The sequence below is a fragment of the Calothrix sp. NIES-2100 genome, assembly GCF_963875285.1.
Classification (GTDB): Bacteria; Cyanobacteriota; Cyanobacteriia; order Cyanobacteriales; family Nostocaceae; genus Aulosira.
Genome location: NZ_CAWNLA010000001.1, coordinates 9,450,303 through 9,463,866, shown reverse-complemented (window position 1 = coordinate 9,463,866; position 13,564 = coordinate 9,450,303). Strand labels below are relative to the sequence as shown.

The 13,564-nt window shown below is 39.9% G+C and carries 15 protein-coding genes; 12 read left to right on the top strand and 3 right to left on the bottom strand.

Going from position 1 to position 13,564, the window contains the following annotated elements; genetic code table 11:
• The first annotated feature begins 445 nt into the window (after positions 1 to 445).
• Entirely contained in the window at positions 446 to 973 is a 528-nt protein-coding gene (locus AACU32_RS38545) for a YdcF family protein (protein WP_096607485.1), read from the top strand.
• Positions 974 to 1,120: 147 nt separating this feature from the next.
• Here the strand turns inward: AACU32_RS38545 and AACU32_RS38540 are convergent, their stop codons facing one another.
• Together AACU32_RS38540 and AACU32_RS38535 are read right to left on the bottom strand one after the other, a co-directional pair.
• On the bottom strand, positions 1,121 to 2,428 hold the full coding sequence (locus tag AACU32_RS38540) for a glutamate-5-semialdehyde dehydrogenase (RefSeq protein ID WP_096607484.1): 1,308 nt from the start codon (positions 2,426 to 2,428) through the stop codon (positions 1,121 to 1,123).
• Positions 2,429 to 2,817: 389 nt separating this feature from the next.
• Entirely contained in the window at positions 2,818 to 3,084 is a 267-nt protein-coding gene (locus AACU32_RS38535) for a hypothetical protein (RefSeq protein WP_096607483.1), read from the bottom strand.
• Between the two features lie 410 nt (positions 3,085 to 3,494).
• On the opposite strand from AACU32_RS38535, the gene gvpA (AACU32_RS38530) reads away from it, so the two are divergent.
• The 8 genes from gvpA (AACU32_RS38530) (at position 3,495) to AACU32_RS38495 (ending at position 8,347) form a co-directional block, all read left to right on the top strand.
• Complete coding sequence (gene gvpA / locus AACU32_RS38530) at positions 3,495 to 3,710, top strand: gas vesicle structural protein GvpA (RefSeq protein ID WP_045871251.1); 216 nt, start codon at positions 3,495 to 3,497, stop codon at positions 3,708 to 3,710.
• A gap of 105 nt (positions 3,711 to 3,815) precedes the next feature.
• On the top strand, positions 3,816 to 4,031 hold the full coding sequence (gvpA, locus tag AACU32_RS38525; protein ID WP_045871251.1) for a gas vesicle structural protein GvpA: 216 nt from the start codon (positions 3,816 to 3,818) through the stop codon (positions 4,029 to 4,031).
• 210 nt (positions 4,032 to 4,241) lie between these two features.
• Positions 4,242 to 4,736, top strand: coding sequence for a gas vesicle protein GvpC (gene gvpC, locus AACU32_RS38520; protein ID WP_096607482.1), 495 nt, complete (start codon positions 4,242 to 4,244; stop codon positions 4,734 to 4,736).
• A 361-nt stretch (positions 4,737 to 5,097) separates the two neighbouring features.
• Positions 5,098 to 6,150, top strand: a complete 1,053-nt coding sequence (gene gvpN / locus AACU32_RS38515) for a gas vesicle protein GvpN (protein WP_096608363.1) — start codon at positions 5,098 to 5,100, stop codon at positions 6,148 to 6,150.
• Between the two features lie 67 nt (positions 6,151 to 6,217).
• Complete coding sequence (locus AACU32_RS38510; RefSeq protein ID WP_096607481.1) at positions 6,218 to 6,664, top strand: gas vesicle protein; 447 nt, start codon at positions 6,218 to 6,220, stop codon at positions 6,662 to 6,664.
• Positions 6,665 to 6,711: 47 nt separating this feature from the next.
• Positions 6,712 to 7,179, top strand: a complete 468-nt coding sequence (locus tag AACU32_RS38505) for a gas vesicle protein K (RefSeq protein ID WP_096608362.1) — start codon at positions 6,712 to 6,714, stop codon at positions 7,177 to 7,179.
• A 20-nt stretch (positions 7,180 to 7,199) separates the two neighbouring features.
• A complete protein-coding gene (locus AACU32_RS38500; protein ID WP_096607480.1) occupies positions 7,200 to 7,934 on the top strand; it encodes a GvpL/GvpF family gas vesicle protein in 735 nt (244 codons plus the stop codon).
• A 14-nt stretch (positions 7,935 to 7,948) separates the two neighbouring features.
• Positions 7,949 to 8,347: a gas vesicle protein GvpG gene (locus AACU32_RS38495; protein ID WP_096607479.1), complete on the top strand. Its 399-nt coding sequence runs from the start codon at positions 7,949 to 7,951 to the stop codon at positions 8,345 to 8,347.
• A gap of 112 nt (positions 8,348 to 8,459) precedes the next feature.
• Here the strand turns inward: AACU32_RS38495 and AACU32_RS38490 are convergent, their stop codons facing one another.
• Complete coding sequence (locus tag AACU32_RS38490) at positions 8,460 to 8,777, bottom strand: gas vesicle protein (protein WP_096607478.1); 318 nt, start codon at positions 8,775 to 8,777, stop codon at positions 8,460 to 8,462.
• A 147-nt stretch (positions 8,778 to 8,924) separates the two neighbouring features.
• Here AACU32_RS38490 and AACU32_RS38485 point away from each other — a divergent pair, with 147 nt between their 5' ends.
• Genes AACU32_RS38485 through AACU32_RS38475 form a run of 3 tightly spaced genes read left to right on the top strand, consistent with a single transcriptional unit; the run spans position 8,925 to position 13,453 of the window.
• Positions 8,925 to 9,608 (top strand): GvpL/GvpF family gas vesicle protein, encoded by a 684-nt coding sequence (locus tag AACU32_RS38485; protein ID WP_096608361.1) that lies wholly within the window; start codon positions 8,925 to 8,927, stop codon positions 9,606 to 9,608.
• Between the two features lie 37 nt (positions 9,609 to 9,645).
• Positions 9,646 to 11,553: a TRC40/GET3/ArsA family transport-energizing ATPase gene (locus AACU32_RS38480; protein ID WP_096607477.1), complete on the top strand. Its 1,908-nt coding sequence runs from the start codon at positions 9,646 to 9,648 to the stop codon at positions 11,551 to 11,553.
• A gap of 52 nt (positions 11,554 to 11,605) precedes the next feature.
• Complete coding sequence (locus AACU32_RS38475; protein ID WP_096607476.1) at positions 11,606 to 13,453, top strand: AAA family ATPase; 1,848 nt, start codon at positions 11,606 to 11,608, stop codon at positions 13,451 to 13,453.
• Positions 13,454 to 13,564: the final 111 nt, after the last annotated feature.

Genomic DNA, 13,564 nt, shown 5'->3' with positions numbered 1-13,564 from the left:
CAACAGCGTTCAATATGGAAACTGGGCAAATTCTCTTGTATCAAAGTATCAGCAGTCTATTAATCCAGTACCGATACAGGGTAGGATAGGACATCGACAATTAACAACGAAAGTGTTAAAACGCCTTTACGTGGATGTCACATCGACAGTCCTCTCCTACCTAACCTCCTAAACTGGGAGGAAAGGAAGAAGTAATTTAAAAATCGGGGTTTTCTGCTTCTACTTTGATCGCACAAAAGCCAAACCACATTCATCGAACTCACGTTAATTGAGTTTTTACCAGAATTACCAGAAAAATCGCCAAATTTCGATTTGGGTCGGTTTTGGGAAACACTGCTGCTTTACATAGTTATTTTTTCCTTCTCGTTAGAGAAATTTTGAAATCCGTAGACGAAGTAATAGAGCCTTGAATAAGCTATTGTTTACAGGTAAATCTTTTCGCTTTATGACTTGTGTCGTACCGCTGTTAATGTGGTGGGGATACAAGGAAATTAAAAGTCAAATTGTCCAACCGCAAGCAGTTTTAGTGTTAGGCGGTTCCACGAAAAATTTAGAGCGCGAGAAATTTACAGCAAATTTTGCTAAGAGGCATCCAAATTTACCAATTTGGATTAGTGGTGGTAGTCCACCGAGATCGACTCAAAAGGTGTTTGCTAAAGCAGGAGTTGATCCCGACCGTTTACACTTGGATTATGAAGCTGTAGATACAGTTACTAATTTTACAACCTTAGTCGATGATTTGCAAGCTCATGGCATCCAGAGTGTTTATTTAATTACTTCCGACTTCCACATGCGTCGTGCTTGTGTCATTGGTGAGATTGTTTTGGGTAGTCGGGGGATCAAATTTAAAGCTGTGTCAGTTCCATCACCGAAAACGTCGGAACCTATCGAAAAAACTTTCCGTGATGGCGCTAGAGCTATACTTTGGGTAGCTACTGGTTATACGGGCGCAGAGGAGACAGCGGCTAAGTAGGGGCTAGGGGGGATGAGGGAGATGAGGGAGACGCGGGGACACGGGGACACGGGGACGCACAGAAATCATCAATGCCCAATGCCCAATGACGCCAGTTGCCTCAAGTCGGGAAACCCGCCCACGGCACTGGCTCCCCAATGCCCAAGTTCACACTAAATCCTGATGAGTAAATGACTTAGCATTCGCTCCAGTGTAGGTAGCTACAATATGACCATCGCCTGTCATTTGATATTTATAGGTTACCAATCCTTCTAAACCAACAGGGCCTCTGGGAGGCATTTGTTGAGTACTGATTCCGACTTCTGCGCCAAAACCGTAACGGAAACCATCGGCAAAGCGGGTAGAACAGTTGTGGTACACTCCCGCTGCATTGACAAATCCTAAAAAGGTTTCCGCAGCGGCTAAATCTTCTGTGACGATTGCTTCTGTATGGCGGGAACCATATTCGTTAATATGGGCGATCGCTTCTTCTAAGGAATCGACAATTTTAATTGCCAAAACTAAATCGCTATATTCTGTTTCCCAATCTTTTGCTGTGGCACTATTAATATGAGGCAAAATTTTAACAGTGCGGCCATCACCTCTTAATTCCACATGTTTTTCTTGCAATGCTGTGGCAACTTTGGGTAGGAATTCTGGGGCAATGCTGGCGTGAACTAGCAAAGTTTCTATAGCATTACAAGCTGCGGGATATTGAATTTTGGCATCAACAGTAATGTTAACCGCTTTGGCAATATCCGCTGCTTGATCTATATATAGATGACAAATGCCATCGGCATGACCCAGTACGGGAATGCGGGTATTGTCCTGAACAAACCGGACAAAAGAATTAGAACCTCTGGGAATAATTAAATCTACATATTTATCTAAATTTAAAAGCTCTAAAGTTTCTTCCCTGGTTGTGAGCAACTGTACTACATCTGGGCTAACAGCAGTGGGTGCTAAACCTTGCTTAATTGCTTTGACAATCGCTTCGCAAGAACGTATTGCTTCTTTACCACCTTTGAGAATTACACCATTACCGGATTTGATAGCTAAAGAAACAATTTGAATTGCTGCTTCGGGACGGGCTTCAAAAATAATCCCCAAAACGCCTAAAGGGCAAGTAATCCGCTTGAGAACTAAGCCTGTATCGAGTTCGCGGTGAATCTGGACTTTACCTACAGGATCGGCTAGTTTGCCTACGTCTCTCACTCCCGCGATCGCATCTCTTAATTTATGTTCATCCAACTGCAACCTTTTATACAAGGGTTTGGCAATACCATCAGCAGTAGCAGCTTTACAATCCGCAATATTAGCTTGCAAGATTTCATCCTTTGCCGATTCTAAAGCGATTGCGATCGCCTCAATAGCTTGATTTTTTGCCTCAGTCGAGAGAACAGCCAGCTTAAAAGCAGAGGAACGGGTTTTTTGCGCGATCGCAATCAGGGGAGAAGCAATTTCCAGACTAGTCATAGCAAACAACAACTTTTCAGTACGGCCACAATCTGTGCCTTTTCCCTATCCTACCAACCTTAGTTACTACCTAAACTAATTCTCTACTGGAATTTACTGCCCCTTTGATTTGACTGCGGCTACAAACGGTAAAAGCACAACGGCGGTTGTGCTCTCACAAAAGATAGATATTCTACACAATTGAAAATGACTATACCAATCCTAAATTATTTAGGAAATATCCCTTACGAACTGTTGACTGTCAACTGTAGTCAAATAATAGCTAGCAATGATGGCTTTCACAAATGAAATAGGATGGCTATCTAATTTCCTAACCCTCATCTCCAATGATTAATAATGAGTGTGAAATGAATCGATTTTTATCACACTAAGCAAATAGAGATATTAACTCAACCACGTTGAACTCGTTTTTCAAATTCTTCACGGGTTTGTTCAACTACACCAACAGCAGAGGAATAGATATCATCATGTTCCTGTTGCAGCCAAGTTAAAAGGCTAGCAATTTGGGCATTCCTTAAATCTAGGTCTGTCTGAAAAATAATTGAAGTTGCCATCAATTGAGCATATTGAGGTGGATGGCCTTGTTGCACCAAATGAGCTATTAAGCCGGCTAAAGCTTCTTGCCGGACTGGATCGGGGTTTGCTTCCTTAAACATTTGTTCTAGACAATGATAATTGTTGCCATCATCCTATTTCATGTAACTGACTATTTTGTATCCGTAGTTACACTGAAATTGAAGAGCGATCGCACTATATAAGAGTGAGTGATGTTTACGCTGATATTTTCATTCTGAGTTTTGTAACAACCTTAACTTATACAAAATAGACAAGATACAGTAAAAAACTTACAAGTCAAATACAGCAAGCTATTTTTAAATCAAACAATTTAAACATTTTTAAGTATTCACAGTGTATTTTCTTAAACATTGTTATATTTGTTTACATTATTTATGTTGTAATGCTCTTTACATTTGAAGCAGGTGTTAATAGGATAGTTGCAGAGATTGAGAAAAGCGAAAGCCAATCAATCTTCAAAACGACAACAATGAGTTTAAGGTACAAAAAAATGGCAGTTGAAAAGACTAATTCCTCCTCCAGCTTGGCAGAAGTTATTGATCGCATCTTAGACAAAGGTATCGTTGTAGATGCTTGGGTACGTGTTTCTCTCGTAGGTATTGAACTATTAGCTATTGAAGCTCGGATCGTTATCGCTTCTGTTGAAACCTACCTGAAATATGCAGAAGCTGTTGGTCTAACTCAGTCAGCCGCAGTACCTGCTTAATTATTAAGTAGATAGAAAAACAATAGAATTAGCAATTAACTAATTCTATTGTTTAAACCTTGTCCAAAGCAAACACAAACCACAACCAAATTAAGGTGCAATCATATGGCAGTCGAAAAAACTAATTCTTCCTCCAGCTTGGCAGAAGTTATTGACCGTATCCTAGACAAAGGTATCGTTGTAGATGCTTGGGTACGTGTTTCCCTCGTAGGTATTGAACTACTAGCTATTGAAGCTCGGATCGTTATCGCTTCTGTTGAAACCTACTTGAAATATGCAGAAGCTGTTGGTTTAACTCAGTCAGCCGCAGTACCTGCTTAATAACTAAGCAGCATTCAAAATCAGAATTTTTGGGTTGAGATTCTGATCTTTAGTCTGCTTTTTTCTGATTATCTGGATTTGCTGCAACCAAGCTGATCCAAAAGATAAAAAGAAAAGAGCAGATATTCCTTGAGCTACATTCACTGCAATAAGTTATATGCAGTGGATGTAGTTAATTCACGATGATTTAGTTTTATTGCGGAGAACCTCATGACTCCTTTAATGATAAGAATCAGGCAAGAGCATCAAGGAATAGCTGAGGAAGTAACTCAACTATTTCAAGATACTCAAGAATTCTTGTCCGCGACCACAGCTAAAAGAAAAGCGCAAGCTAAAGAGCAAGCAGAAAATCTGCACCAATTCCATCAGGAATTAGAGCAAAACACTGAAGAGTTTTTGTCAGATACTGCTAAACAAAGAATGGCGCAAGCTAAACAGCAAGCAGAAAATCTGTACCAATTCCATAAGGAAATGGAGCAAAATACCCAAGAGTTTTTGTCAGATACTGCTAAACAAAGAATGGCGCAAGCTAAACAGCAAGCAGAAAATCTGTACCAATTCCACAAGGAAATGGAGCAAAATACCCAAGAGTTTTTGTCAGATACTGCTAAACAAAGAATGGCGCAAGCTCAAGAACAAAGACAACAGTTACACCAATTCCGCCAAGATTTGTTTGCTAGCATTTTTGGCATATCTATTGGTTAATTAATGCTCCGAACAAAAGGAGTTTATCTGTTGAAGAACAGGGACCAATAGTAAAACCCCCTAATCTTCCAGGTAAAAACTGGTAAGACCAGGGGGTAGTCAAATTCAACAATGAGTTTTAGCACGAAACATAAATAACATATATTGTCACTGATGACAAGGCTTCAGCAAAAAACACTGACAACCTCTTTTTTACCTCTTTTCTACCAGTGAACAATATATAACTCTAACGAGTTTTAATCATCCAAACAACCGATAGAGGGTTATTTATAGTTTCTATCACCATCGTAGCACATAGATGCATAAATCGCATCTAATTTCTGTTATTTTTGTAAATTTTTCTGCCCATCATCATCAACTTATGACTAACACCGAAAATCATAAAAAAAGAGCCGTTCTTCGTGTCCGTCCTGGCCAGTTTGTCATCACACCTGCTATTGAGCGAGTAGCAATTCGGGCGCTGCGTTATCTCACTTCAGGATTTGCAATTCACTTACGTGGCCCAGCGGGAACAGGAAAAACGACCTTAGCCATGCATCTAGCCAACTGTCTAGATAGACCAATCATGTTGATTTTCGGAGATGACGAATTTAAGAGTTCTGATTTAATCGGTAGTGAATCTGGTTACACGCACAAAAAATTATTAGATAATTACATTCACAGCGTTCTCAAAGTCGAAGATGAATTCAAACAAAATTGGGTTGATTCTCGGCTAACTTTAGCCTGTCGGGAAGGCTTAACTTTGGTCTATGACGAATTTAACCGTTCAAGACCGGAAGTTAATAACGTTTTGCTCTCAGCTTTAGAAGAAAAAATTCTGACCCTTCCTCCTAGCAGTAATCAGCCAGAATATTTACATGTTCATCCTAAATTCCGGGCTATTTTTACCTCCAACCCCGAAGAATATTGTGGAGTTCATGCTACTCAAGATGCTTTAATGGATCGACTGGTAACTATTAATATGCCAGAACCAGATGAGCTAACTCAGACCGAAATATTAACCCACAAAACAGGACTAAATCACGAATATTCTCAGCTAGTTGTGCGATTAGTCAAAGCATTTCGATCGGTAACTGGTGGAGAAAAGACTTCTGGATTACGGTCTTGTTTGATCATTGCTAAGATCTGTGCAGAACACGATATTGTGGTCACACCAGAAAATTCAGATTTTCGAGAAATTTGTGCAGATGTTCTGTTCAATCGGACAAAATTAACTGCAAGCGAATCGACAACTGTGTTCCTAGAATTACTCAACCACTTACACGCAAATTCACCATCAGTAGAGCCAGTAGATAACAGTGACCCCTATGATGTGGCTGAGACGGAAATAGTTAGTGAAGCAGAGCCGCAAACAGAAGCGATCGCCGAACCTGTCACTCTAGACGAAAGCTTGTTAAGCGACAATCCCAATTGAGGCTTTCAACAAAAAGCTTAGTGATTAAAAAAGGCCGTGTTTATATCATTCAAGAGTCTAATTTATCGTGACTACCACACCCATCCTGCCAACACGTTCTCAATCTAACTCCAGTCGAGCTATTACCACATCTACCCAAGGTTCTACCTTGGCAGATATTCTCGAAAGAGTTTTAGATAAGGGAATTGTGATTGCTGGTGATATTTCCATATCTATCGCCTCCACCGAACTGATTCATATCCGCATTCGCTTGTTAATTTCCTCCGTTGATAAAGCCAAAGAACTTGGTATTAATTGGTGGGAAAATGACCCTTATCTCAGTAGTAAGTCTCAACGGTTAGTTGAGGAAAACCAACAACTTCAGCATCGACTTGAGAGTTTAGAAGCGCAGTTACGTTCACTTACTACTGCTAATATAAACAATCCAGAGCTATTAACAGTAAATGCTGAAGATGATGGACGCAACGATGACGAAAATTTGCCATTGCCAATAAATTCTCAACTTGATGACTAGACTGAGTTTACTCAAAAAATAAATTACCCAAAGGTGGCATCATGGCAATGGTTTGCACTCCAGTTGAAAATTCCAACGATTTGCTAGCTACCAATTCTCAAGCTAATAAACAAGCTGGGTTAGTTCCTTTACTCTTAACTGTAGTGGAACTAATACGTCAGCTGATGGAAGCTCAAATAATTCGACGTATGGAACAGGAGTGCCTCACTGAATCTGACTTAGAGCGAGCCGCAGAAAGTTTGCAAAAGTTAGAGGAACAAGTTTTAAATTTGTGTCAGATTTTTGAAATTGATCCAGCAGATCTAAATATACATTTAGGAGAGCTTGGTAGTCTTTTGCCGCGTGCTGGATCTTATTATCCTGGGCAAACTGGAAATTCTCCTTCTGTACTAGAACTCTTAGACCGTCTTTTAAACACAGGAATTGTTGTAGACGGTGAAATAGATTTAGGTATTGCGCAAATCGATCTCATTCACGCGAAATTGCGTTTAGTTTTAACTTCAAAACCTTTGTAATTACAAAATAATCTTTTCTTATGGATGCTGGGCTTTATTTGTACGGTATTTTTTCTGAGCCAATTCCGCCAACAGTTGCTCTCAAAGGATTAGATTCCCAACCTGTTTATAGTCAAATCGTTGAGGGGTTTACTTTTTTATATTCAAACGCTAAACACGAAAAATACTTAGCTTCTCGCCGAAATTTAATCAGTCATGAAAAAGTTTTAGAACAAGCCATGCAGGAAGGGTTTCGGACTCTTCTCCCTCTCAGATTTGGATTAGTTGTGAAAAATTGGGAAACAGTAATTGCACAACTAATCCAACCTTGTGAAAGACAGTTGCGAGAGCTATTTCAAAAATTGTCAGGTAAACGAGAAGTTAGCGTCAAAATTCTTTGGGATACCAAATCAGAATTACAAGCAATGATGCTGTCTAATCCCGAATTGAAGCAGAAGCGCGACCAAATGGAAGGCAAAAATTTGAGTATGGAGGAAGTTATTCAGATTGGCCAATTAATTGAAAGCAATTTACAACTTCGTAAAGAGGCTGTCATTCAAGCTTTCTTTAATGAGCTAAATCCCTTAGCAGAAGAGGTTGTAGAAAGTGACCCCATGATGGAGGAAATGATTTACAATGCTGCTTTTTTAATTCCTTGGGATAACGAAGCTTTATTTAGCCAACGTGTCGAAGCTATTGACCAAAAATTTGGTGACCGTTTACGCATTCGCTACAACAATTTCACCGCACCTTATACATTTGCCCAAATTGATTAATTGGAGTTTATCGTATGCTTGGAAAAATTTTACTATTCCCAGTCATGGGGCCAATTAGTGGACTGATGTGGATTGGAGAACAAATTCAAGAGCGTACTGATACTGAATTTGACGCTCAAGAGAATTTGCATAAACAATTATTAAGTCTGCAACTTTCTTTTGATATTGGCGAAATTTCTGAAGAAGATTTTGAAGAACAAGAAGAAGAACTGCTGCTGAAAATTCAAGCTTTGGAAGAGCAAGCTCAACTAGATGCAGCATCCTTAGAAGATGAAGAAGATGAAGAGGATAAACAGGATGAAGTAGAACAAACTTACTTTATAGCAGAATCGGAAAACGATAAAGTTCTGGCTGAAGTATTGCGGGGTAATAACCAATATGAAGACAATGAAAATCTCGTGTTATCACCCTAATCTTTCTAGCACATGACTTTAATGTTTAGATTCAATTAAAAACCCGCATTTGCGGGTTAATAGTTTAATTTTAGGCGTACTGATATTGACGAATTAATTGAAGCTAGGAAAATCAATATTCTATTTCAAATGCTTGATAATTTTTAGCTTCAAAAAAGATATTAGGGCGCTTGGGTAAAGAAGAAGGTCGAGAATCAGCGTGGCGTAATTTATTAATAACTGTTTCTGTTTCTGCTATCTGATTCTTGAGTGAACCCAAACGTTGTTTTAAAAGTACTGTGCGCTGCTCTATAAACTGCAACTCCTGCTTAATTCTTTGCTGTTCTGTTACCAATTTGTAAAGCTCCAATTGACTAGACGCTTCAGATTTACTACGAGGCATAGTAGTTACTTTAGGTCTAATAGAACCGCGATTCCGAATAATTTTCATTGAATTTACCTGAACAATTGATTGTATTATAACCAAGAAAATCAGATTGTAAAGGCTAAAAAATAATTTCTTAGTTTTGTATTTAAGGTCATTATGGGTGGTCTAATAATCAATAAAAATCTCACTCCTTTGGATTTGGTTAAAAAAATGGAATCATTAAATCTTTACACCTATGCTTTTTGTCAAACCCTTAATATTCCCTTGAATTTACCAAAAGGTCATGCAGGTCAGCTATTCTTAATTAATAGTTCTGGTATTTCAGCCGTTGTCGAACAAGGACTATCTTTAGAATCAGTACAAAATAATGATGAGCAAGTGATCAAAATGGTGTTAGATCACGATCGCATCATTCGTGAACTATTTCAACAAACCACAGTTTTACCTTTGCGTTTTGGTACTTCTTTTGCTTCTTCTGACACCTTGCTCAACCATATACAATTTCATGCTGAAGAGTACCGAAAAACATTAGATAAAATTCAAGGAAAAACTGAATATAATTTAAAACTAGTGCCTCGGACTGTTAAAGAACCTGTAAGATCAACTGTGGGCGGGGGGAGAGACTATTTTCTAGCGAAAAAACAGTATTTTGAATATCAAAAAACTTTCATGATTTCACAGACTGATGAAAAATCCAGTCTGATTAATTTAATTACAGAGATTTATCAATCTTCCGTTATTGTTCAAAATAAAGGAGAAGAAATCAAGATTTATATTTTAGTCAGTGACCAAGATAAACCTTTATTTTTAGAACAATTTTTGAGTTGGCAAGAAGCTTGCCCATCTTGGGATTTCTTCTTAGGAGAAGGTTTACCTCCCTATCACTTTGTTTAATGATGATTTACAAGTTCTGTTGTAAGTTTAAAGGTGAATGATGAACAACTACGATTCTCTAAATTTAGTCATGTTTAGCGGTAAAGGTGGGGTTGGTAAAACCACCATATCTTGCAGTTTTGCGCGTTATTGGGCAAGAAAGTTTCCTCAAGAAAGAATTTTATTAATTTCTACAGATCCAGCCCATTCTTTAGGAGATGTTTTACTTGCAGAAGTGGCAGATATTGCCTTACCTGTAGCCGATTTACCTAACTTGAGTGTTCAGGCATTAGATGCACAAAAACTGCTATTAGAATTTAAAGCAAAATATAGCCGCTTTTTAGAATTATTAGTTGAGCGGGGGAGTTTAGCAGACGGAGAAGATTTAGCGCCAGTTTGGGATTTAAATTGGCCGGGTTTAAATGAACTCATGGGGTTGTTAGAAATACAACGGCTGCTTTCGGAGAAGAAGGTAGATCGGATAGTTCTAGATATGGCTCCTTCTGGACATACATTAAATTTATTACGATTAAAAGATTTTTTAGATGTTATTTTAAATTCCTTTGAATTATTTCAAGAGAAACATCGTGTGATTACCCAAAGTTTTAAGGGTAGTTATACAGAAGATGAAGTTGATAACTTTTTAGTTGACATGAAGTTTCAGTTAGCAGAAGGCAGACGCTTACTGCAAGATGAAAAATTTACTGGCTGTTTAGTCGTAGCAATTTCTGAACCTATGTGTTTTTTAGAAACTGAACGATTTTTAGCTAGTTTAAAAACCTTAGAAATTTCCTACGCCGGATTATTTATCAATCGGTTTTTGAAAGATTCTGCTCTCGAAAAAGACCGTTATGCTGAACAGCAAAATTTACTCAACAAATACTTACAAATAGCACCTGACAAACCTGTTTTTATTGTACCGCAACAGCAAGTACTCCCCTTAGGTGGGGTGTTGTTAGATAATTTAGCTACCCAATTTCAAACCATTGATCGAGTTGAACTTGCACCACCACCATTAATTCAATGGCCGAATAAAATCCTCCCTAATTTTGGGGATTTTTTGGCTAAAGGATGTCAACTAATTATTGTTGGTGGCAAAGGAGGTGTAGGTAAAACAACAGTAGCAGCCGCAATCGGTTGGGCTTGTGCGCAGCATTATCCCCATAAAAAAATCCGTGTAATTTCCATAGATCCGGCGCATTCTTTAGGAGATGCTTTTGGGCAAACTTTAGGTCATGAGCCTGTAATGTTAACTGCTAATTTGAGCGGTCAAGAAGTTGATGAAACTAAAGTTTTAGACCAATTCCGTGCTGATTATCTCTGGGAATTAGCAGATATGATTAGTGGTGAGGGAGCAGGAACAGATTCTCAAGTAAATGTTGCCTACTTACCAGAGGCTTGGCGACAAATTATGTCTCAAGCTTTACCTGGTATTGATGAGATATTATCTCTGGTAACAGTGATGGATCTATTAGACAGCAACCAACAAGACTTAATTATTTTAGATACAGCCCCTACAGGTCATCTGCTGCGCTTTTTGGAAATGCCATCGGCTTTAGGAGATTGGTTAACCTGGATATTTAAGCTGTGGATGAAATATCAAAATGTTTTGGGTCATGTGGATGTAATTGGGCGGTTGCGAGGTTTACGTCAACAAGTTGTGCAGGCACAAAAGAAATTAAAAAATCCCCAGGATACGCAATTTATTGGTGTAATTCAGGCAGAAGCAGCAATCATTGCTGAACACATAAGATTAACAGCATCATTGGCAAAGATGGGAGTTAATCAACCCTATGTGGTACAGAATCGCTACAGTCCCGAAGCGGAAATTGATGGCAGTTTATTTCCTGAACAAACAATTATTCGCTTACCACGCTTACCACGCTCTGTAGAGCCACTGGCGAGAATTCAATGTGCAGCACATCTGTTATTTGAATTTGAGGAATTAATTGCCAATAACAGATGAATGTCACCAAGAAAATAGTGGGATTTTTGGAGTCAACTATCGGAGGTATTTTATGAGTGAATTATTTAAGGGATTTGAGCAGTTATTAGAGTTAGTGAAAACTCTAGAAGAAAAAGTAGAGAAGGGCGAAATTAAGACAGATGTGCAAATTAATTCTCGTCCGATGAGCAGTATTCCGCGTCATGGGAATATGCCGCGTCCTAATAATATGGCTAATGATGTGGGCACTAGTCGCTTCCGCACTCAACCTCCAGCTAATTCTGGTGGTGGTGGTGGTAATGATCCAGCATCTGACCCAATTGTGCCACCTAATGCACCTGCCGATCATAGTCTCAAAGATGTTGGTGGATTGAGTGAAGTTCTTAAAGAACTTAAGGAACTGATTGCTATCCCCTTAAAACGCCCCGACCTACTAGCAAAACTGGGGCTAGAACCGACACGAGGGGTGTTGTTAGTGGGGCCTCCTGGTACTGGCAAAACACTCACCGCCCGCGCCTTAGCTGAAGAACTTGGCGTTAACTATATCGCCCTCGTGGGGCCAGAAGTTATCAGCAAATATTACGGTGAAGCTGAACAAAAACTGCGGGGGATTTTTGAAAAAGCTGCTAAAAATGCTCCCTGTATTATCTTTATTGATGAAATCGATAGCTTGGCCCCAGACCGTAGTGCTGTAGAAGGCGAAGTAGAAAAACGCTTGGTGGCACAACTATTGGGACTGATGGATGGTTTCTCCCACAGCGATGGTGTAATTGTCCTAGCGGCGACAAACCGCCCCGACCATCTCGACCCAGCTTTGCGCCGCCCGGGAAGATTTGACCGGGAAGTACAGTTTCGCATCCCCGACTGCAACGGGCGCAAAGAAATTCTGCAAATTCTCACCCGCGCTATGCCCTTGGATGAGACAGTTGACCTGGATTTCATCGCCGAACGGGCTGTGGGATTTGTGGGGGCTGACTTGAAAGCCGTCTGTCAAAAAGCTGCTTACACAGCCTTGCGCCGTCAAATTCCTTCGATTGATGTGCAAGTTCCAGAGAATATGACAGTTAACCAGTCTGATTTTTTACAGGGACTCAAAGAAATCAAACCGGCGGTACTGCGGAGTGTAGAAGTTGAAGTTCCCCATATTGCTTGGGAAGATATTGGTGGTTTAGACACAATTAAGCAAACCTTGCGCGAATCAGTAGAAGGGGCGTTACTGTATCCAGAACTGTATCTGCAAACCAAAGCTTTAGCGCCCAAAGGGATATTACTGTGGGGACCTCCGGGAACAGGTAAAACCTTATTAGCCAAAGCTGTAGCTTCCCAAGCCAGAGCGAATTTTATTGGTGTCAACGGCCCAGAATTACTCAGTCGGTGGGTAGGAGCCAGTGAACAAGCAGTAAGGGAATTATTTGCCAAAGCCCGACAAGCAGACCCCTGTGTAGTATTTATTGATGAAATTGATACCTTAGCCCCAGCCAGAGGCAGTTATAATGGTGATTCAGGAGTAAGCGATCGCGTAGTTGGTCAATTACTCACCGAATTAGATGGGTTACAGGTGGGAACTACTATCTTAGTAATTGGGGCGACAAATCGACCTGATGCCCTCGACCCAGCTTTATTACGCGCTGGACGCTTAGATTTACAGATGAAAGTAGATTTACCAGATTTAGCCAGCCGTCGGTCAATCTTGCAAGTTCATAGCCAAGGACGACCACTGCAAGATGTGGATTTGGAATATTGGGCAGAAATGACCCAAGGCTGGAATGGTGCAGACTTGACATTGCTGTGTAATCAAGCGGCTGTGGAAGCTATTCGCCGTTTCCGCTCTCAAGGACAAACATCTCCTGATGAGATTCGGATTACTACTGATGATTTCAATTATGCTTATCAGGTTTTAACTGAACAGCGGCCTGGTTAATATTAGGCTTCGACTTCGCTCAGCCGCCAGGGCATGGGGTATGGGGCTTTGTCCCCTTCCCTTCCTTGTCTCTAGCCCCTAGTCGCTAGTTTTTGAAGTTTTACGGAATAG